Source organism: Micromonospora sp. H61, from assembly GCF_018070325.1.
GTDB classification, from domain to species: Bacteria; Actinomycetota; Actinomycetes; order Mycobacteriales; family Micromonosporaceae; genus Micromonospora; species Micromonospora salmantinae.
Genome location: NZ_JAGPXY010000066.1, coordinates 12,021 through 37,233, shown reverse-complemented (window position 1 = coordinate 37,233; position 25,213 = coordinate 12,021). Strand labels below are relative to the sequence as shown.

16 protein-coding genes and 1 pseudogene are annotated in these 25,213 nt (G+C 67.3%); 8 read left to right on the top strand and 9 right to left on the bottom strand.

Annotated features, from left to right (window positions below):
- Positions 1-132 precede the first annotated feature (132 nt).
- Positions 133-2,139: a carbohydrate binding domain-containing protein gene (locus tag KBX08_RS25995; protein ID WP_210785980.1), complete on the bottom strand. Its 2,007-nt coding sequence runs from the start codon at positions 2,137-2,139 to the stop codon at positions 133-135.
- Positions 2,140-2,236: 97 nt separating this feature from the next.
- Positions 2,237-6,649, bottom strand: coding sequence for an FG-GAP-like repeat-containing protein (locus tag KBX08_RS34495; protein WP_210785979.1), 4,413 nt, complete (start codon positions 6,647-6,649; stop codon positions 2,237-2,239).
- A gap of 400 nt (positions 6,650-7,049) precedes the next feature.
- Here KBX08_RS34495 and KBX08_RS25985 point away from each other — a divergent pair, with 400 nt between their 5' ends.
- A complete protein-coding gene (locus KBX08_RS25985; RefSeq protein WP_247670065.1) occupies positions 7,050-13,382 on the top strand; it encodes an RHS repeat-associated core domain-containing protein in 6,333 nt (2,110 codons plus the stop codon).
- Between the two features lie 506 nt (positions 13,383-13,888).
- Here the strand turns inward: KBX08_RS25985 and KBX08_RS25980 are convergent.
- A complete protein-coding gene (locus KBX08_RS25980; protein ID WP_210785977.1) occupies positions 13,889-14,314 on the bottom strand; it encodes a DUF6228 family protein in 426 nt (141 codons plus the stop codon).
- A 203-nt stretch (positions 14,315-14,517) separates the two neighbouring features.
- Between KBX08_RS25980 and KBX08_RS25975 the strand changes: the two genes are divergently transcribed.
- Both KBX08_RS25975 and KBX08_RS25970 read left to right on the top strand, forming a co-directional pair.
- Positions 14,518-15,117 carry a hypothetical protein gene (locus KBX08_RS25975; protein WP_210785976.1) on the top strand — a complete coding sequence of 200 codons (600 nt, stop codon included), beginning with the start codon at positions 14,518-14,520 and terminating at the stop codon, positions 15,115-15,117.
- 815 nt (positions 15,118-15,932) lie between these two features.
- Positions 15,933-16,325, top strand: a complete 393-nt coding sequence (locus tag KBX08_RS25970) for a hypothetical protein (RefSeq protein ID WP_210785975.1) — start codon at positions 15,933-15,935, stop codon at positions 16,323-16,325.
- A gap of 182 nt (positions 16,326-16,507) precedes the next feature.
- Here KBX08_RS25970 and KBX08_RS25965 read toward each other — a convergent pair whose 3' ends face one another.
- The 3 genes from KBX08_RS25965 to KBX08_RS25955 all read right to left on the bottom strand — a co-directional run bounded on the left by KBX08_RS25965 (position 16,508) and on the right by KBX08_RS25955 (position 18,375).
- The gene (locus KBX08_RS25965; RefSeq protein WP_210785974.1) at positions 16,508-17,707 is read right to left on the bottom strand and encodes a DUF2254 domain-containing protein; all 1,200 of its coding nucleotides are present in this window, start codon (positions 17,705-17,707) and stop codon (positions 16,508-16,510) included.
- Between the two features lie 13 nt (positions 17,708-17,720).
- Positions 17,721-17,885 carry a hypothetical protein gene (locus tag KBX08_RS25960; RefSeq protein WP_210785973.1) on the bottom strand — a complete coding sequence of 55 codons (165 nt, stop codon included), beginning with the start codon at positions 17,883-17,885 and terminating at the stop codon, positions 17,721-17,723.
- 238 nt (positions 17,886-18,123) lie between these two features.
- Entirely contained in the window at positions 18,124-18,375 is a 252-nt protein-coding gene (locus tag KBX08_RS25955) for a hypothetical protein (protein WP_210785972.1), read from the bottom strand.
- Positions 18,376-18,808: 433 nt separating this feature from the next.
- On the opposite strand from KBX08_RS25955, the pseudogene KBX08_RS34050 reads away from it, so the two are divergent.
- Positions 18,809-19,228: pseudogene (locus tag KBX08_RS34050) on the top strand (sodium:proton antiporter); the annotation flags it as partial.
- 70 nt (positions 19,229-19,298) lie between these two features.
- On the opposite strand, the gene KBX08_RS25950 reads toward KBX08_RS34050, so the two are convergent.
- From KBX08_RS25950 to KBX08_RS25940, 3 genes are all read right to left on the bottom strand, one after another.
- Complete coding sequence (locus KBX08_RS25950) at positions 19,299-20,063, bottom strand: ATP-binding protein (RefSeq protein WP_210785971.1); 765 nt, start codon at positions 20,061-20,063, stop codon at positions 19,299-19,301.
- Between the two features lie 16 nt (positions 20,064-20,079).
- The gene (locus KBX08_RS25945) at positions 20,080-20,436 is read right to left on the bottom strand and encodes an STAS domain-containing protein (protein WP_210785970.1); all 357 of its coding nucleotides are present in this window, start codon (positions 20,434-20,436) and stop codon (positions 20,080-20,082) included.
- Positions 20,437-20,510: 74 nt separating this feature from the next.
- The gene (locus tag KBX08_RS25940; RefSeq protein ID WP_210785969.1) at positions 20,511-21,059 is read right to left on the bottom strand and encodes a MarR family transcriptional regulator; all 549 of its coding nucleotides are present in this window, start codon (positions 21,057-21,059) and stop codon (positions 20,511-20,513) included.
- Between the two features lie 50 nt (positions 21,060-21,109).
- Between KBX08_RS25940 and KBX08_RS25935 the strand changes: the two genes are divergently transcribed.
- The 4 genes from KBX08_RS25935 (at position 21,110) to KBX08_RS25920 (ending at position 25,127) form a co-directional block, all read left to right on the top strand.
- Complete coding sequence (locus tag KBX08_RS25935; RefSeq protein WP_210785968.1) at positions 21,110-21,901, top strand: potassium channel family protein; 792 nt, start codon at positions 21,110-21,112, stop codon at positions 21,899-21,901.
- The gene (locus tag KBX08_RS25930) at positions 21,879-23,006 is read left to right on the top strand and encodes a PP2C family protein-serine/threonine phosphatase (RefSeq protein ID WP_210785967.1); all 1,128 of its coding nucleotides are present in this window, start codon (positions 21,879-21,881) and stop codon (positions 23,004-23,006) included. The genes KBX08_RS25935 and KBX08_RS25930 overlap by 23 nt, the downstream gene beginning before the upstream one ends.
- A gap of 232 nt (positions 23,007-23,238) precedes the next feature.
- Positions 23,239-24,705, top strand: a complete 1,467-nt coding sequence (locus tag KBX08_RS25925; protein ID WP_210785983.1) for a metallophosphoesterase — start codon at positions 23,239-23,241, stop codon at positions 24,703-24,705.
- A 263-nt stretch (positions 24,706-24,968) separates the two neighbouring features.
- Positions 24,969-25,127, top strand: a complete 159-nt coding sequence (locus tag KBX08_RS25920; RefSeq protein WP_167362477.1) for a hypothetical protein — start codon at positions 24,969-24,971, stop codon at positions 25,125-25,127.
- Positions 25,128-25,213 lie beyond the last annotated feature (86 nt).

Below are 25,213 nucleotides of genomic sequence, written 5' to 3'. Positions count from 1 at the left end.
CCTGCACGGCAAGCTGAGAGCCGCCGACCAGCTCGACATGTCCCGGGCGGTGATCGACGGAACCCATGTCCGGGCCCTCAAGGGCGGCCCAAAACCGGTCCGAGCCCGGTCGACCGCCGCAAGCCAGAGCCTTTACCAGGTGTCCCCGGCCACGCGGATCTTGACGGCATCGAGGTGTGCGGTGCCCGTGACCGTGGGATCCGTATTGCCGACGTACACCCGCACCACCTGGGTGGCGACGCTCGGCGAGGTGAAGTCGACTGCTACCGGAGTCCAATCGGTGGTCGTGATCGGCACGTTCGCCAAAATGGTCCCGGTCGTCTCGTTGAGCACCCATACTCGACCCCCGGCCGCTCCGGCGACTTTCCCGACAAAGCTCAACGTGTACGTGGCGTTGGCCCGCCAGCCCTCCCAGCCCTGATTCACCTGCTGGGCAGCACCGCCGACCGAGCGAACGGTCAGGCCGTAGCGGCCCTCGTAGGCGTTCGCCGGGTCGCGGAAGGCGGTGCTGGCGCTCGAGCCGGCCCGGTTCCACTGCGCTGGTTGGGTGGCGTCGAAGCTCGTCGCGAGTTCGAACCCCTGGTTGACCACTTTGGAGCGGTCCCATTTCATGATCCGCGTGAGCATCAACATTTCGACCGCACCATTGTTCGAATTTTGGAACTGCTGAGTGGCGATGGGAAAGATATTCTTAGCCCACTGCGCGTACTCTAGCCACTCGACAAGGCGCCAGCTGAACGACTCGTCACCGGTACCGTTGACGAACTTCGACACTCGTGGCGTCGTCAGGGAGCCGTTCCACATCAACTGGGTCAGCGTGTTGGTAAAGCGCTGCATGTCGGTGGCGGTGAAGACGTTGCCACTCTCGTAGAGTTCGCGCGCCGCGCCGACGTCGATGTTCGCGTGTGATGTGTCCTCGACCGCCGTGCTCTGCGGCGAGTACGTCCACGTGTAGGCGTCACCGTTGAGGGTGAGTCTGCCCTTGAAGAACTGGCCGGTGCGGCGGGCCCGGTCCAGGTAGGTGGCGTCTCCGTTCACCTGATGCAGCACCAGCAGCATCTGCCCGTAGGCGAGGGACTGGTTGTACGGCAGGTAGTCGTTGGCTGGCCGAGGGCTGTGGGAGAACGAGTCGAAGTTTGGCGGCTGTGTGTACGTGCCGGCCGTCGAGATCCAGGTGTTCCCAATGTAGGGGCTGGACTCCCAGCGGGGCACGATCTCGTCTTCAAGGAACGCTCGGTATGTGGCCGCCTGCTCGGCGTAGGTCGCGGGCAGCGACGGCTGACCGTGCACGAGGCGGGCGAACTTGGCGATCGCGGTGCCGATCATCCCGTCGTGCACGATGTAGGGGAACCGGCCCTTGACGGTCACGTCGTCGAAGGACGCGCTGCCGCCGGAGATTTGATAGTCGCTGTGCCCGAGGAATAGTTGCAGGTCGTGCCCTGCCGCCGACGGCGTGCGGCATTCGGTGCTGTGGGTCGCCCAGGTCGTGTTGGTGAACGCGGTCGAGCACAGGACCGTGTTGGTCGTCCGGTCGATGATGTGCGCGCGACCGCCAGCGGCCGAGCCGTTGGTCCTCGCCCGGAACGTCAGGTCGTAGACGGTGTTCGGCTCGTACGTGCCGAGCTGCTGGTAGATCCGGCGCCAGGCGGCACCGTCGGAGTTGATCTGCATGCCGTAGGCGCCGCTGGCCCGATCGGTGGTACGGCGTGCCGTGGCGCTGGTGGTCTGCCAGCGCGTCCAGTTCGCCGCCATCGTCGAATCACCCGAGGCGGCGGTCTCGAAACCGGTGTTCAGTACCTCGTCTGGCGAGTATCGGGAGGTGCTCCAGCCGAGGTAGCCGTCGTTGTCGTCATCGTCGGCGTTGGCGATGATCTGGTCGACGTGGGTCACCAGCTTGTCCAGCCACCGGGTGTCCCGGCTGAGTTCGTACACGTCCAGGTAACTGTTCAGGACGTAGCTCTCGCCCCACGCCAGGGTGGCGCTGTCCGGGCCGGTGTAGATGCTGTCACCGAACGCGGCATCCATCGCCACGTACCTGTCGTACCAACCGTTTCCGGAGGCGCTCCCCGTACCAGGGCTGACCACGGTCAACATGGCCGCCGCGACCACCGTCGCCGTGAGACTTCGAAGGATCTTCACGCGCACCGTCCTCGATCGAATTGGTGGACGCCTCCGGTCCGGATCGGGTGGCGCCGGCGGCAGTTGCGGCGCCACCCGATCCGGGTGAATCTGGAACTCAGCCGATGGCCTTGGCGCTGGTGGTGGTCCAGTGGCTCGCGATCTGGACACGGCTGGCGAGGCCGCCTGCCCCGGTGCCGGGATAGAGCCACACGTTGTTGCTGGTGTCGACGCCGACAATGTCCAACGTTTCGTCCGAGTTCATGTCGGCCATCGTCACCCGAAGATTTGACCAGCCGGTTCCGATCTGGCGGGGCGTGCCGAACATTGCCAGTCCCGCCTGCCCGGTGTTCGGGTAGAACCACAGTCCGCCGGAGCCGTCGATGGCGACGATGTCGTCGCGACCGTCGGAGTTGAAGTCCGCCGGGTAGATGCGGTAGTTCGTCCAGGCGGATCTCCCGACGAGGATCTTGCAGCATCCGTCCGGGTAGTAGAACAGTTCGCCGGTCGACGCCTTGATGCCGAAGTGGTCGGGGCTTCGGTCGCCGTCGGCGTGCCCGGTGGCGTGGGTGTAGCCGGCCCAACCGACGCCGATCCGGCGGCGCTGTGGGTAACTCGGCGCCCCGTTGACGTTGGGATACATCCAGAGCAACCCGTCCGAGGGGATGGCGAGGACATCGGCACGACCATCGAGTGTCCAGTCCCGGATGTTCCACCGTAGGCTCGCCCAACCGCTGCCGATCTTGACGGCTGTGCCGAACGTCGACATTCCGCCGTTGCCGGTGTTCGGGTGGAGCCACAGATTTCCCGAGGAGTCCGCGGCGACGATGTCCGCTCGACCGTCCCCGTTGAGGTCGTGGGCCACCGGGTCCGGGCCCATCGTCGCCACGTCCCAGGTCTGGGTCAGCGAGACCTCCCCGTTCAGGTAGCCGCCATAGCTGCTCGATCCGGTCTTCGCGGCGCCGATGCGGAATGCGTTCGTGGTGTTCCACAGGGTGCCGTGGGAGGCCGATGCGACGTTGCGGCCGTCGACGAAGAGAAACATGCTGTGCAGGTTGCCGGCGGCGGGGCTGAAGACCGCCGTCAGCTGCGTCCAGACGCCCAGTCGCGCCGAACCCGCACTGGCGCTGGCGGTGTCCCAGATCGGGCTCGCCACGTCGCTTCGTGACATGGCGAAGCGCCATGACTGGTCGCTCGAATCAGCCCAGAGCTTGAAGCCGGCGGTGTTCGTGCCGTCCTGAGAGACGACCGTGCCGCCGTGGGATTTGAGCTTCACCCACGTGGAGACGGTGAAGGCGGCGTTGGTGGGCACGGCCGAGGTGTTGGTGGCGAGGGTGCCGCTGGTGCCGTCGAGGGCCACGTCCGGGTCGAACAGGTCGCCGGTGCTCCACGTGGCGCCGGGGGTGCCGGTGGCGTGCAGCGTGCCGGCGGTGTCCCTGGCCGCGCCGACCGTCCCGGTGGCGGAGTCGTTCAGCTGCCAGGCGTGGTCGGCGGTGATGATGGTGAGGCTGGGTTGGGCGGTGATGGCACCACTTGCGCCGGTGAGGTCGCTGACGCGCCACTCGGTGGTCTGGCCGCCATTGGTCGTGACCCAGAGATCGGGTGTGCCGTCGGTGTCGATGTCGGCTGCCCGGAGGTCGATGTCGGCACCGGTGTTCCAGCCGTCGGCTCGCAGTCTGTGGGCGTCGTAGGTGAGCTGGCCGGTGTTCTCGTCGAAGGCGAGTGCGGTCCACAGGTGCAGGGCCCCGGTGGTGCGTTCCCAGAGGAACATCGCGCTGCCGGTGGCGGTCCGGGTGGTGGCGATCCGCCAGTTGTGCCAGTTGGTGTCACCGGCGGGTGTCAGGGCGGTGGTGGGTTGGTTGAGGAGGTAGCCGCCCGGCACACCCAGGTTGGGGTGGTAGGTCAGGTGGTAGCCGTGTTCGGTGCTGCCGGTGATGCCCATCAGGTCGGGCAGTGTGGAGCCGGTCGCGCGGCTGTCGCCGGCATTGACCAACTGCTGGGGTGAGTTGCCGTTCTCGTCGCGGAGCTGATCGGCGACGATGCTCTGCTGGACGCCACTGCGGAGGGCTTCGATCACGGAACCGTCCCCGTTGCCGCGCAGGATGCTGGCCCCGCCGGTGTGTGGACCGCTGCCGTAGTAGACCAGGACGTCCTCGAAGCCTTCGCCGAAGAAACGACCGGTGACGGCCTGGGCGCCGTTGAAGTCCGCCGGGCTGTTGCTGCCAGGGTCCTCGGGGTTGGTGGAGCCGGAGACCCCGTTGCCACGGGCACCGATGTTGGTGGCCACGACGTTGCCCTGCCGGTGGCCTCCGGGAGCGAGCCACAGCCCGGACGGCAGTGCGTACCGGCCGCCCACCGCGAGCAGGTCGGGGGAGTCGTCACCGGTCAGGTCGCCCTCGGCGGCGTTGGCGGCCGGAGTCGAATTGAACGTGACGCTGGCGGTGTCGCCGAAGTTGCCGCCGGCGGACACGCTGGTCACCGAGAGGGTGTTGACGAAGCGGGTGGGTGCCACGGTGATCGTGGCGTTGCCGGCGGCGTCGGCGGTCACGTCGACCGGTGGGCCGGCGTTCACCTGGTAGACGTAGCCCTTCGGCACGGTGGTCCCTGGCGCGGGTGTGACGTCGAAGGTCCATGGCTGGCCGACTACCGTCTCCCCGTCGTTCGGCTGGCTGACCGTCGGTGACCCAGGCCGCGACGGGTCGTAGGTGAAGGTGCAGGTGGCCGACCAGTCACTCGGGCTGCGGAAGTCGGTCGCCTGCACCTTCCAGGAGAAGTTGGTGGCGGCACCGCCGCCGGCGGTACGCAATGTGGCCACCGGAACGACAAGCACCGCCGTGCTTCCGGACGGATAGGTCAGCAGGCTGGGATTGGACGCGGCCAGGGCCGTCTCGGTGGTGTCGCTGCTCTTCCACAGCTTGAACGAGACACCCAGCGTGCCGCCGTTGGGATCGGACACCGGCGCGTACAGCGAGACGCCGCTGTCGCCGACGAAGGAGCCTCCGGCGCAGGCCGTCTTGGGGGAGGTGGTTAGGTTCGTGGGCTTGTTGGGTGTGTGGTTGTAGAGGATGGTGAGGGTGGGGCTGGTCTCGTCGAATTCCTTCCAGCTCCGGGTGTCGGAAGCCTCGCTCGCGGCGACCATCCAGAGGGTGCGGGTCGCTCGTTTGTCTGTGACATCGCTGCGGATCTTGCTGGTGATGTCGAAGGAGACGGCATTGGTCGCACAGCCGGCGTAGCCGTAGGCGAAGCTCTTCGAGGCGATGGCGGAGCCCTTACTGACGCCTTCCCAATAACTCCACCTGGCGTTCGAGGAGGTCAGTGTGGTGCTGGGTCCGTAGATGTTGACGGTCTTGTCGTCACAGTTCCACGATCGGGTATTAGTGATCTTGAAATTGGCGGAGCTGATCTCGGCACTCTGGAGAGTGCCATGGGGTACGGGAAAGTTGATCAGCGTGTTGGAGTGTTGGACCCCGGAGTTGCCGACCTGCATTCGACCGAGGGGGTCGGGAGTGTTCTTCCAGTAGTTGGTGGACTGATGGTAGTAGGAGAGGGTCGCCCAGCCGGACATCCGTGGGCCGACCGGCGTCCAGACGAAGGTGGGGTCGATGTAGACCGGGAACACGGTCTCCTTCGACGTCAACATGTTGCGGTCGGGACTGAGCGCGAGTGCGCCACCGGTGATCGCAACGCCGATCGGGGCGGTCCGTGCGGCGCGGCTCGGGGCGGTGATGTCCGACTTGGCCTGCCCCTGAGCGGCGGTGGGTTCGGCGGCACGGCTGGCGGTGGAGTCCCACATGCTCGGTGCGGCCGCGGTGAGAACGGCGGCGCCCGTACGGTCCCGGCCGGTGATGTTTCCGGCCCGGTCGGAGGTGAGGGTGACGCCCGTGGTGGTGGTGGCCAGGTTCAGGGCTGCAAGCTGCGGGTGTGCGGCAGCCTGCCGGGTCTTCACGACGAACACGTGGGAGAAACCACCTTCGGTGGTGACCCGCACGGTCAGGTCAACCCCGGGCAACACCTCCCGATAGATCGCGGTCGGACCATCCAGGGTTGGGGCCGGTAGCGACATCGGCGCGGTGAAGGCCACGGCCCGATCGCCGCTGGTCAACTCCGCCATGGGGCCGGTCCCGCCGGGGGACAGGCGGATCGTGTTCGTGGTGACCGAAGGGATGATGCTTCCGTCGGTCTGCCGGACCAGGGTCGCGTCCAATCCCTTCCAGACGCCGTCGACCCGTTTGCGCGTCGGCACTGCTGACTGCGTCAACTCCAGCAGCCCATCCGGGCGGGCAGTGAGGGTGGACGTCGGGGTGCCCGCGGCTGTCGCCTCCACCGGCCTGCCGGTCCGCTTCGCCGTATCGATCGCGGCGTCCGCGTCGAGTGGGCTGGTGGGCCGCGACGTGGGAGCGGGCGGCGGTGCGGCGGCGGCCGACGAGCCCGATATCGGCAGGCTGGCGATCAGGACGGCGCTGACGGTGACACCGATGGCTCCGCTGCGGAGCGAGTGTGTTCTGGACCGGACGTGAGACGTGGACAGCACGGTACCTCCCCCATGTGATGCCACCGGTCCACGGATTCCGCGTCGGCTGGCGGCCACAGTGAAGCAAATTAATACGCAGGCGGGGAGCCCTAGGCGCATTGTTTGGCTGTGATTTGTTCTCATTAAGGTTGAATTGTGACTGATTTGAGTCAACCATGCGTCTCATCGATGTCTTGCCGGCGGTGCACGTGAGAAGTTGTCACCGCCACGGGGGTGTGCAACAAACACTTGAGCGTGGCCTGTTGTCGATCTTCGCTTGAGGTGGGGTTGCATGAACAGGCTCGGTCGAACCAGGGTGTCCGCATTCGGGCGGACCACCGTCGCTTTCGTCGTCGCCGGTTCGCTGGTGGCGAGCATGATGACCGTGACGCCGGCAGCAGCCGCGTCGAGAAGTCCGGCCATGCCTACCGCTGAGCCGGCCCCGTCGGTGAAGGGCGTCAAGCCCTTGCCGACGAAATTCGTGACACCGCCGAACGCGGCGAAGAGCACCTACCGGCCGACTCGGACCGCCTGGCCGACCGCGGTGACGTCACGCCTGAGGCTCGACGCCGCTGCGGCCCCGACGACCGCCGGCGAGCGGGTGCGCGCCGCGGACGCGCCGGTGTGGGTGCGCCCGGTCGCGCGTGACGGTGCCTACCAGGGGCCTAAGCAGATCGAGGTACGCGTCGCGGATCAGGCAGCCGCGCAGGCCGCTGGTGTGGAGGGCGTGCTGCTATCGGTGCGGGCTGGTGCCGCCGAGGCGAGCGGCGTGGTGCGGGTCGGGTTGGACTACGCCGGGTTCGCGGAGGCGTTCGGCGGCAACTACGGATCGCGGCTGGGTCTGGTGCGGCTCCCGGCGTGCGCCTTGACCACCCCATCGGTTTCCGGCTGCCGGTCGGGGACGCCGTTGGTGTCGTCGAATGACGTGTCGGCCCAGTCGGTGTCGGCGGAGGTGTCCCTGTGGTCAGGTGGCACGAATGCGCGCTCCACCGAAGGGGTTTCCCTCGTGTTGGCGGCCGTCGCGGATGCCGGCGAGGAGGGCGGCAAGGGCGGCACCTACGCGGCCACGGACCTCAAGCCGTCCGGGTCGTGGACCGGGGGAGGCAGCACCGGCTCGTTCACCTATTCGTATCCGATCGCGGTGCCGCCCGCGGCATCGGAGCTGGTGCCGTCGGTGGACCTCTCCTACGACTCGGCGAGCGTGGATGGTCAGACGGCATCGACGAGTGCCCAGTCGTCCTGGGTGGGCGACGGTTGGTCGACGGGCCGATCGTTCATCGAGCACTCGTTCGCGTCGTGCCAGGACGATCCAGGCGGTAGGGCGTCGCCGGTGAAGACGTCCGACCGGTGCTGGGACGGGTCGATTCTGACCATGTCGTTGAACGGTTCCTCCACCGTGCTCGTCTGGGATGCCGGCAAGCGGATATGGAAGCCGGAGTCGGACAATGGTGAGGTCGTCACCCGGGTCACGGATTCGAACAACGGCTCCGGTACGGAAGACACCGACTACTGGCGGGTGACGCTGCGCGACGGCACCGTCTACGAGTTCGGTCGCAACCGGCTACCCGGTTGGACGTCGGGAAAGCCGGAGACGAAGTCGGTGGATTACGCGCCGGTGTACTCACCGCACGAGGGCGATCCGTGCTACGACCCGGCGGGGTTCTCGGCGTCGGTGTGCACCATGGCGTACCGATGGAGCCTGGACCACGTGGTGGACGTGCACGGGAACGCGATGGCGTACTACTACGGGCAGGACGCGAACCGTTACGGTCGGAACAGGGGCGCCACCGACGTGTCCTACATCCGGGACTCGTGGCTGAGCCGGATCGACTACGGATTCCGCAACGGTGACGCGTACGGGACGGTGCCGAACCGGGTGGTGTTCCACGCCGGGGACCGGTGTCTGTCCGGGACCTGCCAGCCGCTGAACTCGGCGAACAAGGCGAACTGGCCGGACGTGCCGTTCGACCTGATCTGCGCCTCGGGTACGGACTGCGACAGCTGGAGTCCGTCGTTCTTCTCCACGGTGCGGCTGGCCTCCATCGAGACCCAGCAGTGGAACATTGGCACCGGCAAGCACGAGAAGGTCGACTCCTACGCCCTGACGCACACGATGCCGGCGACCGGCGACGGCACTTCGCCGACGCTGTGGTTGTCGTCGATCGTCCGGACCGGGCACGACACGAGTGCGGGTGGATCGCCGGAGGCGATCACGCTGCCGTCGGTGAGCTTCAGCGGAATCAAGTTGCCCAACCGGGTGGACACCGCGGGCGGTTTGCCATCGTTCTACCGGCAACGGATCTCGACGATCACCACGGAGACCGGCTCGGTGATCGCCCCGAGCTACGAGTTGCCGGTGCCCTGCACAGCGCCGGTGTCGCAGTCGCCCGCGTCGAACACGAAGTCGTGTTACCCGGTCTACTGGATGCCGGACGGATACGAGAACCCGCACCGGGACTGGTTCCACAAGTACGCGGTCACCCGGGTGACCTCCACCGACCCGACCGGCGGCGCTCCGGCGCTGACCACCAGCTACCGGTACCTCGATGGCGCGGCCTGGCGCTATGACGAGAACGAGGTCGTCAAGCCCAAGTACCGCAGCTACGGCCAGTTCCGTGGCTACGCCAAGGTCCAGACCTTCACCGGTGACGGGGTCAACGACCGCCGCACCCAGTCCGAGGTCACCTATTACCGGGGCATGTCGAAGAACAACTCGACGACGGCGGTGAACGTGACCGACTCCGCCGGTGGGGTGCACGAGGACGTGGACGAGTTCGCCGGCCGGGAGTTGGAGTCCACCGAGTACGTCGGCGAGAACGGGCGGGTCGACACGTCGACGATCACGTCGTACTGGGCGTCCGGGGCCACCGCGACCCGGGCCCGCAGCGGTCTGCCGGCCTTGACCGCGCAGTGGGTGCAGACGCTCAAGACCTACACCCGGGAGGCGGTGACCAGCGGTGCGTCACCGACGTGGCGGTACACCGCCACCGAGCACGGCTACGACGCGAGCACCGCCAGCGCCACCCTCGGGGCACTGAAGCACAGCTACACCTACACCGTGCCGACCAACCCGACGTACGACCGGTGTACGAGTTACACCTACGCGCCGGCCAACACGGGTAAGAACCTGCTCGGCCTGACTGCCCAGGTCGAGACCGTCGCGGTGGCCTGCGGCGGGTTCACCGCCGGCAACCCCGCCTCGACACCGGGCAGCGTCAACACGCTGACCGCCCCGGCGACGGTGAACCGGCCCGCGCAGGTCGTCAAGACCGAACGGACCTTCTACGACGACACCACGTTCGCCGAGACGTTCCCGCAGACGACGGCGCCGTCCAAGGGCAACGTGACGATGACCCGTACCGCCACCGACCACGCCTCCGGGGCGTACACCTGGCAGACTGCCGGCCGCAGCACCTACGACGCGTGGGGGCGGGTGGTCGACAGCTACGACGCGAAGGGCAACAAGTCGACCACCGGTTACACCACGAACGCGGTGGGCCTGGTGACCGGCGCGTCGAGCACGAACCCCTCGCAGCAGACGTCGTCGACGACGGTGAACCCGCGCCGAGGCAGCACACTGACCAGCACCGACGCGAACAGTGTGGTGACCCGTCAGCAGTACGACGCGGTGGGCCGGTCGACGTCGGTGTGGTTGCACTCGCGACCGACGAGCAGCCCGGCGAACCACACCTTCGCGTACACGGTCTCGAAGACCGGTGTCACCGCGGTGACCAGCCGAACGTTGAACAACTCGAACGGCTACCAGACGGCGGTGACGTTGTACGACGCCCTGTTACGGGAGCGGCAGACGCAGGCGATCACCCCGCAGGGCGGCCGCCTGATCACCGACATGTTCTACGACACGCGAGGCTGGACGCGAGCCTCGTACAACGGATGGTGGGACAACAGCACCCTGCCGACGGTGAGCCCCCCGGTGTCGGCGACCGGCTTGAACAAGCAGGTGCCGAACCAGACCTTCACCACCTACGACGGTCTCGGTCGGGCGGTGGTCGTCGTCGCCGCGAAGAACGGGGTGACCGTGTCGACCACGACCACCGTTCACCACGGCGACCGCACCACCGTCGTCCCCCCGGACGGGGGCACGGTGGCCACCACCATCACCGACCCGCTCGACCGGAAGACCCAGCTCGTGGAATACCCGGTGCGGCCGACGGTGACGCCGCCGTCCGACACCTTCACCGGCACCTACACGCTGACCGGCGGCACCACCACGACCAGCAGCTACGGGTACGACGCCCGCGGCAACCAGACGACGCTGGCCGACGCGAAGAACAATGTGTGGACATCGACGTACGACCTGCTCGGTCGGTTGGTGGCCAAGTCGGACCCGGACGCCGGCGACAGCAGCCTTTCCTACGATGCCAACGGCAACCTGGAGCAGGTCACCGACGGCCGGGGCAAGGTCCTGTCAAACACCTACGACGCGCTCAACCGCAAGACCGGCGAGTTCGCGGCGACGGTGGCGAACCAATCCCCGGCCAACCAACGGGCGAAGTGGGTGTATGACAACAGCAACGACGTGGCCGGGGTCACCCACGCGGTCGGTCAACTGACCACCACCATCGCCTACCGGGGCGGGCAGGCGTACACCACCCAACAGAAGGACTTCAACGTCTTCGGCAAGAGCCTCGGTCAGACCATCACCATCCCCGACAGCGAAGGTGCCCTGGCGGGGTCGTACGTCTTCGAGCACAGCTACACCGACGTGCTCGGCCTGCCGCTCAGCGACAGTCACCCGGCCACGGGCAGTCTGCCGGCCGAGACCGTCCTGCACGGGTACTCCGGGTTGCTGGACCTGCCGACGACCCTCGCTGGCCTCGACGCCTACAGCCAGCACGTCAGCTACGACGCGTGGGGGCGGGCCAACCAGCAGAAGATTGGCTCCTCGACGAGCTTCGCCCTGGTCACCAACACCTACGACACCCACACCGGCCGGCTGGCCAAGCAACTGGTCAGCAAGGCCACCAGCAGCACGGCTGCCACCCCGCTCGACGAGCAGCAGTACCGCTACGACCTGTCCGGCAAGATCGACCAGAAGATCAGCAAACGTCACGGCGCGGCAGCCGAAACGCAGTGCTACGGCTACGACGGCCTGAACCGGCTCACCGAAGCGTGGACGGCCACCGACAGTTGCGCGACCACCCCTACCGGCGGCAATCGGTCCATGGTGGGCAACAACGTCGGTGGGGGCGGCGCGTACTGGACCAGCTGGGAGATCGACGCGATCGGCAACCGCACGAAACAGGTCGAGCGCGGTCTCTCCGGTGCCGGTGACGTCACGACCAGCTACACCTACGACGGCAACGGCCAAGGCCAACCCCACACCCTCACCGCCACCAGCTCCTCCGGCGGCACCACCGGCACCACCGGCTACTCGTACGACGCCGCCGGCAACATGACAGGTCGCGATGCCGCCCAGGGCTTGCAGAGCCTTACCTGGGACGACGCCGGGAAACTCACCGACGTGACCGGCGGAAGCAGCGGCACCAACGCCTTCCTGTACGACGCTGACGGCAACCTGCTCCTGCAGAGGGAACCCGGCAAGACCACCCTCTACCTACCCGGGCAACAACTCAGCCTCAGCACCGCTACCGGCGTCATGGACGTTGACCGCTACTACGCGCTGCCCGGCGGCGGCACCTGCATCCGGTCCGGCGGCGGCAGCAACTACACCTTCGCGCTCGCCGACCACCAGGGCACCCCGGCCCTCTACCTCGACAGCACCGCCCAGACACCGACCTGGCGCCAGTACACGCCCTACGGCGCACCCCGTGGCACCACCGCTGCATACCCCGACAACCGCGGTTTCCTCAACAAGCCGATGAGCCCGACCGGGCTCACCACCGTCGGCGCCCGCTCCTACGACCCGACCATCGGCCGTTTCATCTCCGTCGACCCCATCATCGACACCGCCGACCCGCAACAGTGGAACCCCTACAACTACGCAAACAACTCTCCGGTCACCCGATCCGATCCCACCGGTCTGATCTCCGACGAGGTCGCGGCCGGCCGAATGACTCGATCTGAGGCGGAGTCTCGCTCGAAGCGAATTTGGGCCGGCCGGACCGACAAATGGAAGAAGAGTCCCGTCGGCAAGCCGACGGGCATCAGGACCGGCGGCAATTACAAGGCATGGAAGGACCTGAACGCAGAGGACCTGTTGCGCGAGTTCTTCAACAAGCGGGGGATGAACTTTGAATTCAAGGATGGCGACTACTTCGCCGAACAGCTCCGTAAAGACCCATTCCTCCGCAAGGCCATCGAGGAAATAACGAAGCTCATACACTCCGGCGAGATTCAGGGTGACCTCGGCAAGAGTCTCGGGGATCCCAAGAACGCTACAACTGCCTTCAAGGAGCTGATGGTTATTGGAAGACACGTTCTCAATCAGCCTACCTACGGAAACCTGGAGGTTGCGATGATGGGGTCCTACAGAGTGAAATGGAAGGCGAGCAACGTCGATGACTTCGGCGCCGCGGACCTGACAATCACCATTACCAACACCACCTCGGCCAAATCGCTTACCCGCCACCCGATCTTTGGTTATTCGAAAGCGTATCAAAACTGGCGAAATAAGCAGTTCTGGTCCCGCTGGCTCGACGAGCGGATTCCGGATCAAACGCAGACGATCACGCTCCACGAGCGAATCCCTCGATCCCCGATTTTTGGGGACAATCGCCCTCGTCCTCCTTCGATCTGCAGAAACGCCATGTCCGGCGGCGGGGGATGCTGATCGGTCGCGGCGCTGCGGGTGCCCGAGATGGGTAGGCCCGGGAGTAGCGGCCACATCAGCTGAACGCCGTCCTGCTTGAGCGGAACGGGCTCCGGACGGCAACCGGGGCCCGTTCTGCCGCCGCACGCGCGTTGTTCAGTGGTGGTGGCCCGCAGACCGATGAGTGGTGTCGCGCCGCTCACAGGACGCGTACGCAGGCGGGCGACGGCCTGGCGGCGCGTGAGGTCGACGACGACCAGCCGGCCGTTCTCCTCCCACACGGCCAGCGTGTCGGCGTGGCGTATCGGCATGCTCGGCGACGAGTGGGTTCTCGCCGTCGGCCCGGTGCCGTCGGCCGCCGCTCATTACTGGGTTGTGCAGCCCTTCGTAGACGGCGGGCGCTGGCCCGCTACTGGCCGGATCCGGCCATCTCGGCAGTAGTCGGTGTGCCAGCATGCCATCGCCCGGACCCCGACAGAGACCAGCCGCTCCGCCATACGAGGGAGGCTTCCGACGTCGGGGCCGCGTTACGAGACCAAGTTGCTGAGTTCGGCGACGAGACGTCGCATGTCCTCGCCGGCGTCAAGAGACACCATGACGGATGCCTCCCACGCCCTCGGGTCGTAGCCCCGCGGGCCCCGGATGACGAAACGGAGACTGACGTGGCCTCGGCCGTCATGCGTCGCGTCGATGCGGAGGTCATGTTCTAGTGACTCCCAGGCTCGCACGTCGTCCCACCCCGCGTACGACTCAGCGAGCTCGGCTGCCCACGATAAGATCCCGTCACCATTGAGCGTCCGGACCCAGGCCAGGGCACTGACGCCGTCATCGGCCAACTCGCACCGCAGGTCAAGTACCTCGTCGTCCCACGGTCGCTCGGCGCAACGAAGACGGACCGACCCAAGCCCGGCCTCGGCGGTGATCTCGATGCCGTCGTCCAACTGCCTCAACACCGGAAGAGCATGCCATTGGTGCTTGCCCGTGGCGAAGTGTGTCGACGCCCGCGGTGTTGGCCACAGGTGCAGTTAACGCAGCAACAGTTAACGCAGCTTCGGGCCGATGGCCGTGGCCAGCGTGCCGTCGCCTTCGGAGTGCATGATCAGGTTGATCACCCCTGTCGCGAGATGTCCGGTGCGGTCTCCCGTTCGGTGCCTGCGTGCCGGACGATGCGAATCTCCTGCGCCTTCGCTGGGCGATCCTGGGGCCGCCTCTCGCGACGGTCCTCATGCTTGGCGTCGTCGTTGTGGTCGGAGTGGTGAGGGGCAGTGACCCGGAGCTGTGGATGCGTCCGGTGGTGCTGGCTCCGGGCGGCCCGCTGGTTCTGTTGTGGTGGCAGGCGGTGGTCCGTCCGCGGCATCGCTGGTGGGCGCTTGGCGTCGCTCTGGCGGTGACGATCGTTGCTTACCTGCTGCTGTACCGGCTGGTCCTTGCCGGGCTGCCGTTCCCATGGGACGGCGTGGTCAGCTTCGCGGTCGCCGGCTGGCTCGGAGCCTTCGCCTACGTCACCGTCACTCAGCGACCCAGGATGCCGTTGGCTCGCGGCAAGGTCGGCGGCGGCAGCATGATCGCGTCGGGCGGGGTGTACGAGGAACGGTTCGGCTTCACACGCCGTGACCTGCTGCTTATGCCTACCAGCGCTGTCTTCGTCGCCGTCGGCGTCGTGCTTTTCCGCGACGAGCCTCTCCCCTGCTTGGGTGCCATCGTGTTGGGGGGCATGTTCCTGCTGCTGCGATTCGTCACCGTACGGCCCGTATGACGCGGACGCTGGAGCGTAGGCCAACTGCGGGTTGGGGACGCCGGCCACACAGATGAAGACGACCCGACGCCGAGCATCGCTGGGCACCCATCGCACGCTAGCCAAGATTGCATAGCCGCCTTAAAGAGCTACAACCGGTCGGCAATGCGGCGCCTCAGTGGATCCACCGCGTCAAGCGCCTGCTCAACAGCCTCAGCCAACCCTCGGCCTGATCTCATGATCCCCTCCAGTGCCGACTCGGCGGCTGCCACGTCCTTGACGGATGGCCGAGTCGGCCAGAGCTCGGGTCATGGCGCAGAGCAGCGCATGCACATCGACCACGGTGGCCCGTCGGTCGAATAGCCGGTCGAACGCATCGAGGAGCGCCTCAAGGAGAGGCAGTTCATCTGCCGAGGTCACGCTTCAACATCATGTCGATCCGTCGTCCAGAGGCAGGGTTTGCGGTGTGCCATTAGCGTGCCATTGGGCCAGGGCGGCGGGGACCAGCCGGGGCCACGAGAGACCGCCGGGACCAGGCCGCCAACCCTTGCCATCGACAACGATCGGCCTACTGCCTCGCTTGTTCAGCGCCACCGAACCTCCCGCCATGTCATGGCAGCATTTCGCAGCCGTACAGCCATTCGTACAGCCAACACGGTCAGCCAAGGCCGACGTGATCCGATAGCGGCAGACGCCTTGAGTAGGGGAAGGGTACCGCGACCAGTCATCCGCGATCTTCTTCTAACCCCAGGCCGTAGCTCCAGTCGAGCAGTTCCGGAACCCGCTCCTGAAGCGAGCTGAGCCGGCACGCGACTATCTCCGCCGAGCGCGCGGGCGTGCTGGAAGTCGTTCTGGGCCGTCTTTGGCCCACCGTCGATCGGCAGGTAGGCATTCCCGATGTCATCACCGCCGCCGTTCGAGGCTCCCGCTCTGCCGGCCGATTGTTGACCGACCGGCTCGCCTGGCTGGCGATCATCACCACGACGATCATCCTCAGTGTCGGACAGCTGCTGGTCTTCACCAACTCTTACCGGTCATACGGCCAGGCGCTACACGACGTCGCTCTGACCACCATCACCGGTGAACCGCTCGACGCCAGCGATCCGTTCGCCCAGGTCATCGAACTGGTGCTCGCGGTCTACTCGGTGGTCGTCTTCGGCACTCTGGCCGGGGCACTCGGCGCCTTCTTCCTCAGTGCTGAGCGTGCACGCAAGGAAGCGGCCTCGTGAGCCGGCGTACGGCCTCGGGGAGCTGCTGACTCATCCCGGCAGTCTTCCGGGGGCCGGTGATGTTCGGCGATCGGCAGGTGAGTGGGAGCAGCCGGACCGCGCCCGGCCGGCACCCTTCGCCGCGCGGGTTGGGCGAACCCGGCAAAAACGATGGCCATGGCGTCGTGGCGTCCGGATGGTTGTCAGTGACTGTTGCCGGATTGCGACAGCCGCCGGTTGATGGCCGATTGGTGGACGGGAAGCGCAACGGCCGCCAAGTCGCGGACGACAGTGTCCAGCAGTCGCCTGACGCGAGGCTGTTGGCGGGCGACGAGTCGGATGTCGTCGATCGTCATGGCCAGGAGGGCCTCGTATGAGGTGCCGTTGACCTGGGCGCGGACGGTGCCATCGTCGTCGCGGACGGTGTGGGTCGGGCCGGGCCGGGTGGCCAGCCTGCGGAGGAGGTCGTGTGACTCCTGCAGGGCCCGAACGGCGGTGGTGACGTCGTTGACTGCCGGGGACAGCGCACGTTCGGCGATGTCGGCGAGTTGCCGGAACCCGAAGCCGAGGTCCTGTCCCGGGGTGCGTTCCACGCTGATGATCACGCACTGCTCGGCTCGGTCGGTCGGCACTGGGCGAGGTGTACTGCCGGCGACTTGATGCACGCGTAGCAGCGGCGCGCCGGCGACAACGAAGTCGCCTGGTGTGGGAACGATGCTGATGGCGCAGTCGTACTCGCGGGCGAGCCGCGCGAGCAGGGCGATGTCGGTGTTGTTAACCATGCCGGGTGTTGTGGCTGGCACGGTTTGTGTGACCTTGCCGAACACTGCCGGCAACTCATCGGGCGGGGGGAGGCGGGCGATGGACCGCCGTGTCTGCGCCCCGATGGAGCCGATGATGTGCGACACGCGCATCACGGTCGTGATGTGGTGCAGGTAGTAGATGAAGGTGCCGCTGCTGCAGAGGACAAGGGCTATCGACACCGCGAGGGACAACTCCGGCAACCGTTGGTCGTCCCTGGCCGGGAGCGCGGCCAGCACCACCATCGCGAACAGGAAGGTGGCGACGAACGTACCGAGCGTCGCCTGGATGATCCGGTCCTGCAGGAAGGTTCGTAGGACCCTGGGGGAGTACTGGCTGCTTGCCAGCTGCAGGGCCACGACCGTGATGGAGAAGACCAGGGCGGTGAAGGAGATCATCGCGGTGATGATCGAGGAGAGCAACGATCGCGCGCCGGCAGGCCCGCTGGGCACAATCCCCTCGACGGGGAGGTTCAGTTGCAACTCCAGTGCCGTCAGTCCGATCGCCGCCGCCAGGGCGCTAACCGAGAAGGTCGCTGGCACCAGCCAGAAGCCCTCCCGTACGTCGGACAGCCGGGAAGACATAGTGCGGGGCCGGCTCACGAGGCGTGGCTCCTTACTGGCCGTCGGCCGCAACGGCGGTGACTGTTTCCAGCGGTTGCGGTGGGTGGATGGTGATGCTCTGGGTCACCGATGCCACGTTGATGGCGTTTTCCGCGAAGCGGTCCAGTGCTCGTCGGGTGACTTGGTCCTTGACCTGTCGGGCGGCGCGTACGGGCACGACGAATCGTGCCGACAGTTCGCCCCAGTTTGAGGTGGCGCGGACGAACGGTGCTGAACGGTTAGGGCAGTTTGGCGGCCAGCGAGCAGGGGCGGCGGCAGCCGGTCACCAGCGGGAGCGGTGCCCGTCTTTTTAGGCCGGTTGGTCGCGCCGAGAAGCATCTGTGCACGTGGCGAGGCGTGGCGATGATCATGGCTACCCGTCGTGCCAAACGGCAGGGGAGGTGAATGGGTTTCGCTCACCCCGTGAACCTGTAGCCCCGGAAGTCGTACTGATAGAGGCCGTCGGCGTCGGGACCCGGACGACCGGTGGTGGGATCGCCCCGAAGCATGTACACCATTGCGCGTTGCGGCGTGCCGGTCGTCGTCGCGGGTGAAGCCGTCGTTGGTTCCTTTATTGGCTCCACGTATACCGACGGGAGTTCGGACTGAAGTCGACGGGTTCCGTCCAGCGGCCCGCCGTGGAACTCGGCGACGTTCTGGCGGTTCATGCGTTGACCTCCAGTTTCGCTGCTTGGCCCGGCGCTCGAATCCTGGTGATCGAAGGGCTCACAGAAAGTCGGGCCGACGGGTGTCTGGCAGTCCGAGGTGGCAAGAAAAAGTTGTCGTCAACCTCCTTGGGGTAGGCGCGCGTTGCGGGGCCGAAGATGGTTCTGGTGTTGTCGGTGATGAGGAACCGGAACGTGTGGCAGGGGCGAGACAGAGCGCCGCCGCCGAAGGCGTGGCACTCGGAGCAGTTGGTGCGAGACAAGTCGCCCGCTGGACGTGTGTTGACGTCTTCAACTAGGGCATTGTCCGGCACCAAGGGGCCACTGTTACGGCGTCTTATGCCAAGATGCCTTACTCGCGCCGGTTGTGCGATCGCTTCGGGGCGCTACCCGCCGTTCGAGGTGCCTACGGTGGACCGCCCCCCTTGCTTGGAAGCTGTTCGTGGCGGCGTTCGCTGCGGGCGCCACGTTCGGGCCGAGGGGGCGGACGGCGTTCGAGCATTTCGGGAAGAGACATCGGCGAGCTGTTGATACTTGCCGCGTTGCTGGTCTTCGGCGCGCTGATCGGGTGCGGTTCGGTTCCTCGGCGAGATCACGTGGGCCGGCTGGGCATTTGCGATGCTGACCATCTTCGTGGTCCGCCCGGTTGCGTTGTGGATCTCGTTCCTGCGCTCCGGGCTCGGCGCCAGAAAACAGGCCGCCGCATGTGGTTGGGCCGGAGGGCTTCGCCTCCGTCATCTACGGGCTACTGCTCCTCGGGGTCGGGCATTGCCGCGGGCGACAAGGTGTTTCACGTCGTTGCGCTGATGATCGTGACTTCATCTTGATGCAGTCGTCGACCGACGAGGTGACAGCGGCGAGTCGCGGGAGGCGCCAGCCTGCTTCGGCGTGCTACACCGGGTCCACCGGCCGGTGCGGCCCTGCCGCTAGATCGGGGCAGCCCGTCTGCCGGCTGGTGATCCGTTGGGGCTGTCGATCGCGGCCCAGACGGTCTTGCCGTCGCCGAAGGCGAAGAAGCCCCAGTGTGTGGTGAGGGCGGCGATGATCGGAAGGCCACGACCACCTTCGGTGACCTGACGAGGGAGGGCCGGGGTGGTGGAGTCGGGTGTGTCGCCCTCGCGGTCCCGGACGCTGATTCTCAGCGATCCCGCCACTGCGGAGACGGTGATATCCATGTCGGTGCCGGCGTGTTGGACGGCGTTGCTGACCAGCTCCGACGCGATGACCATCGCTTGGTCGGCCACCGCGTCCAAACCCCAGGCGTGACACTGCCGGGCGACGAGCCCGCGGGCAGCGGCGGGCGAGTGCGGGTCGGGGGGCAGTCGCAGGTGCGCGCGGTACGGAGAGATCGACGCACGCTTGGCGGGGTGGTCGAGCAGAGCCCTTCCGAGGATCGCGTGCTGACCGAGTGTGGCGCGGAGCAGGCGTCCCGGGGGAGTCAGCGGATTGGCCGACACCGTCAGCTCCGGTCCGTCGGAGCGGTCGGCGGCCCACCGGGCGAGGAACGTGCCGATCGGGGCGACGTCCGACGTCGTGAGCGTGTCCAAGTCGACCACGAGGGTCAGCGGGGCGTCCAGGGCGCCCGCGAGCAGCAGGGCGGCAAGATGTGGTTCCGCTTCTGGGGTGAGGCCGCCGGCGAGGGTGATGCGGGTGCTACCACCGTCGAAGTCACGCAGGATGGTCCATCTCATTGGTGGCACGGCAATGTCATCTGCCGGTCGGTGAGCCGTAGATCGTGCCGGTCGGCCGGTTGGCGGGACGCCCGAGCGTGGCCGCCACCCCGGTGACCCGAAGCACCTCGGCGACGATTCCGTGGGCGTTACGCAGGATCAGGACCCGTCCCTGCCGGGCGGCGAACCGGTGGACATCGACAAACTCTTTCACCGCACCGGAGTCGATCAGCGTGGTGTCCTGAAGATCGACGATCAGCCACTGCGTTGAGGTCGCCGCGAGCGTGCGCTCCACGGCTTCGCGCAGATGGCCGGAAACGGCCATGTCCAGTTCTCCGGCAAGGTGGAGGGTCCGCGGCGCGAGCCCTGCACCGGAGGACCGGATGCTGAACACGAGCTTCTGCCACCTCCCTGAGCTGACGCCTAAGGGTTACGGTTGCCAAGATACCTGCATGACTGCAGGTATCGTCAGGGTGTAACGGTACCTGTTCGACGCCTCGCGTCATCAGGTGCCGGCGCTGACTGTTCCCAGTGCCGCCACCACACCTCTTCCGTCGGCTCTCCGGCGGCGATCACCAGGGAATTGATCAGCTCGGCGGGCGTCCGCCGGCGTCCGGAGTCGGCGACGTTCAGGAGACGCCGGATTTCAGCGGTCCGGCGTCGCATGACATCGCCCACGAGCCGTTTGCCGCCTTCGGTGAGGCTCAACCAGGCGACCCGCCGGTCATCGGGTTGTTGACGGCGGGTCACCAATTCCCGCCGTACCAGGCGATTGCATGTTCTCGTCGCCGTCGACGGGTGTACGCCCAACAGGGACGCGAGATCCACGGTGCGCAGCGGAGCGCGTGACGCGAGAATGACCAGTGTCCGGTACTGCGGCAGGGTGACCTCGGCGTCCACCGACCCCAGGGTTCGGGCGGTGATGCCTACCAAGGTGCGGGCGAGCGCGGACAGGCCGTCAACCAGCTGGTCGTCAGCTGCGCTCGACGCAGTGCCGCCTTCCACGTACAGTTCCACCCAGAAATGATTGCACGGGTGCACGCATAACCGTTCAGGCGGGGCCGTTCATGCAGATGAGGACTGAAGCGTTGCCCACCGATGCGGGCGCGCGGTGGGAGAGGGTGACGGCACTGCCGTTGACCGTCCTGTCGGTCTTGTTTCTCGTGGTCTACGCGGCGCCGATCCTGCGGCCCGGCCTGGCGGAATCCTGGCTCCGGGTGTGCGAGGCGACAACTGTTCTCATCTGGCTGATGTTCTGGGTCGACTTCGTGGTGCGGCTCAGCCTGACCAGAGCCCGGGGGCGGTTCCTGCGGGATCACCTCTTCGACCTCGCGGTTCTGGTGCTCCCCGTCCTGCGCCCGCTGCGTGCCCTGCGACTGATCACCGTGGTGCTGAGCCTGAGCAGACGCGCGGAGTCGTGGGCACGTGGCCGGCTCGCCGTCTACGTGGGCGCCACCACCATGCTGCTGGTGCTGGTGTCCGCGCTGGCGGTGCTGGACGCCGAGCGGTCCGCAGCCGACAGCAACATCACGTCATTCGATGACGCTCTGTGGTGGGCGACGGTGACCATCACGACCGTCGGCTACGGTGATCACTACCCGGTCACCGGGACGGGTCGGTTCGTCGCCTTGGGGCTCATGATCGGGGGCATCGGCCTGATCGGTTTCGTCACCGGCTCACTGGCAACCTGGATCGTGGATCGGGTCTCCCAGAAGGGCGGAACCGCACCGGCGACCGCCGACGACATCGCTGTCCTGCGCGCCGAGATGGAGGCGCTACGTCGACAGCTTGGTCCAGAGACATCGCGGGCGGGCGACGATCCGGATCGGCGGAGCCATGCGATCCAGTCCTCCGGTTGAGCGCAGCGAGGGCAGGAGGCCGGCCGCCCGTTCCTCCGTCGCCGACGCGGCGCCGGGCAGGTGGACCCGCTGGCTCGGCGTGCGACTGGCCATCGGATTCATCGTGGTGGTCCTGCTGATCGACGTCGCGGCGGCCACCCATGCCGTACTCATTGGCTTCCTGGCCCTCGCCCCGCTGTTCGCCGCTGCCGTCGAAAGCCCGCGCCGCACCGCCGCGGTGTCGGCCGCCGCGACCACGGCAGCGGTGGGGGCCGGGCTGCCCAGCGGGATGCTCGGCAGTCTCGATCACCTGCTCCGGGTGGCGGTCGTCATCACGGTCAGCCTGATGGCGGTGTACGTCGCGCGGGCTCGAACGAGACGAGAGGAGCGTCTGCGCCGGATGGCCGAGATCGTGCGGATCACCCAGGCGGCGATCCTGCGCAAACCGCCGCAGTATGCAGCCGGGGTGGAACTGGCCGCCCGGTACGTCTCGGCCTACGAGGAGGCCGGCGTGGGCGGCGACCTGTACGAGGTGGTGGCCGACCAGGACCGGCTGCGGATCATCGTCGGTGACGTCTGCGGCAAGGGGCTCGCCGCGGTGCGGCTGGCTTCGGCGGTAGCGGGGGCGTTCCGGCAGTCGGCGATCGTTCGGCCCGACCTGACGCAGGTGGCGCGAGACCTGGATGACCTCGTCGCTCGGGAGCCGACCCTGCCCCGGGCCGCGACGTTCGTCACCGCCGTCTTGGTCGAGCTACGCGGGGGCGAGATCCGGACCGTCAACTGCGGTCACCCCGCGCCGATCCTGCGGCACTGCGCCGCCGGAGAGCTGGAGGAGTTGACGGTGTCGCCCGATCGACCATTGGGTCTGGGTGGGCCTCGGGCACCGGAGAATGTGGGCCGTTGGGACGTCGGTGACCGGCTGCTGGTGCTCACCGACGGGCTGCTCGAGGCACGTGACAGCGAACGGCGCTTCTTTCCGATGCCTGCGCTCAAGGCGTGTCTGGCCGAGCCGTCGGTGGACAGCTGTCTCGACGCGGTCTGGGACGCCGTGCACCGGCACGTGGGCGGCGAACCGCATGACGACATCGCACTTTTGCTGGCCGAGCGCCAGCCCGCGGTCGGTTGAGGGACGAACAGGCCTCGCACCCGTCGTCCGGCGGCAGCTCTTCGCCGCCGGACTGCTGGGCCTGCTGTGCACAGAGGCCGAAGACTAGGCATCCCCTCGACCTGACCCCGCCGTCCCTCGGCTACCCCACAGATCGGATCCTCTCGTGACTCCGCCCCCGGACGCGGCCCCTCCGCGTCGCACGGCCCTGGCCGAACGCCTCAGGCACGCGGCCGTTCGGCCGCGCCAGATCATGCGCTCGCCGTGGGCAGGCCGTGTCCTGGCGGCGGTCACGCTTGTCGCCGTCACCGCCACGGGCATCACGATCGGCACCCTCCTCGGTGCCAGAGGCGCCAGTGACGTCGGGCCCTTCCGGGTCGCTTTCCAGCTGACCCCGTCGACGCACGGCGGCACAGAGATCGCCATACCCCCGCTGGGGTCACTTTTCCTCGACAGCCACGACGGCCCCGCGCGACTGACCGTCCGCCTCGACTCACTCGACCAGCGACGCACCGAGGCTCTGCTCGACGACCCCGCCGGCCTCGCCCACGCCGGCGCCACGGCACCTGAGGACCTCCGTGACGCCCTGGTCCGCCTCGGGCTCCGTACGCTCGGCGTGTCGGTCCTCACGTCCATGCTGCTCGCGGGGTTGGCGTTCCGGTCTGTGCGCCGCGTCGCCTGGTCGGGTGGTCTCGCGCTGCTGGTCACCGGCGGCACCCTCGGCACGGCCGCCCTGACGGTACGACCGCAGGCGCTGGCCGAACCCCGGTACGAGGGCCTGCTGGTCAACGCCCCGGCGCTGATCGGCGACGCGCAACGGATCGCCGATGACTACAACCGCTACGCCGAGCAACTCCAACGCCTCGTCGGCAACGTCGGCGAGCTGTACACCACCGTGTCGACCCTGCCGATCTACCAGGCTGCGCCCGACACCACCCGGATCCTGCACGTCTCGGACCTGCACCTGAACCCCGCCGCCTGGCCAATGATCAAAACCGTGGTCGAGCAGTACGACATCGACCTCGTCATCGACACCGGAGACATCACCGACTGGGGCAGCGAACCCGAGACCTCGTACGTATCTATGGTCGGCCAGCTCAGGGTGCCCTACGTCTACATCCGCGGCAACCACGACTCACCCCGAACCGCAACGGCGGTGGCCAGCCAGCCGAACGCCGTCGTCCTGGACGACTCCGTGACGACGATCGCCGGAGTGACGATCGCCGGAATCGGCGACCCCCGGTTCACCCCCGACAAGCAGGACGCCGAGGCAGGACCCTGGGAGGAACCAGCGACGACTGTCGAGGGTACGGGAACGCAGCTCGCCGCGACGATCCGCTCGCTGGACCTACCGGTGGACATCGCCCTCGTGCACGACCCCGCATCAGCGACCGCGCTCAACGGTGCCACGCCGCTCGTCCTGGCAGGCCACACCCACCAGCGAAAGGTGACGACTCTGCCGCCGACCGGCACGCTCACCACCCGGCTGGCAGTGCAGGGTTCCACCGGCGGGGCGGGGTTGCGCGGACTCGAAGGTGACGAACCGATGCCCCTGGTCATGTCGGTGCTCTACCTCGGCGCGGATCACCGGCTCCAGGCGTACGACGACATTCAGGTCGGCGGCACCGGCACCGCGCAGGTGAGCCTCAATCGCAAGGTGGTCGACGCGGCATCGCCAGTAATTCCGGCCGCGCCGTCCGCGACTCCCGCCGACAACTAGCTTTCTCGCGTTCGCGCCCGTTCTGCTCCCCACGACGGGCCGGCGCTGCTCGACGACGCAATCCCCGACGGCACCCCGCTCTCCGCCGTGGTGGACCGGAGCCACCGGGGCATAGTCCAATGCTCGACCTGTTCGCGTCCGTAACGCCCGACAAACTGCCTGGCACGCGCCGGCTGAGGCCGTTTGTGCCCCCAACCGACGGGAAGGCGATGGGCGATGGTGGCGCGGAGTCGCCTGCGCCACGGCAGCACAGGGAGGGTGACATGGGTGACCGGGATCAGCTGCACGATCTTCGCCAGCAGGCCCACGACGCGGGCATCGAGGGCAACTCCAAGATGACCGAGGACCAGCTGCGTGATGCCCTGCGCAAGGTCGGCAAGGGCGAGCGGCCCCAGATGGCCAAGCACGACGCCAAGCGATGACGAACGCGGGCGGTGCCGGCACCCTCTCGGGTGCCGGCACCGCTTGCGTGTCGCAGCATGCTGGCCGGTAGGTGCGAGCGGATCGG

Coding starts and splice junctions, on each gene's coding strand:
- KBX08_RS25930 (WP_210785967.1), top strand. CDS start 21,879: ATGCGATCCAGTCCTCCGGTTGAGCGCAGCGAGGGCAGGAGGCCGGCC.
- KBX08_RS25950 (WP_210785971.1), bottom strand. CDS start 20,063: ATGAGATGGACCATCCTGCGTGACTTCGACGGTGGTAGCACCCGCATC.
- KBX08_RS25955 (WP_210785972.1), bottom strand. CDS start 18,375: ATGAACCGCCAGAACGTCGCCGAGTTCCACGGCGGGCCGCTGGACGGA.
- KBX08_RS25925 (WP_210785983.1), top strand. CDS start 23,239: ATGCGCTCGCCGTGGGCAGGCCGTGTCCTGGCGGCGGTCACGCTTGTC.
- KBX08_RS25920 (WP_167362477.1), top strand. CDS start 24,969: ATGGGTGACCGGGATCAGCTGCACGATCTTCGCCAGCAGGCCCACGAC.
- KBX08_RS25985 (WP_247670065.1), top strand. CDS start 7,050: ATGCCTACCGCTGAGCCGGCCCCGTCGGTGAAGGGCGTCAAGCCCTTG.
- KBX08_RS25935 (WP_210785968.1), top strand. CDS start 21,110: ATGCAGATGAGGACTGAAGCGTTGCCCACCGATGCGGGCGCGCGGTGG.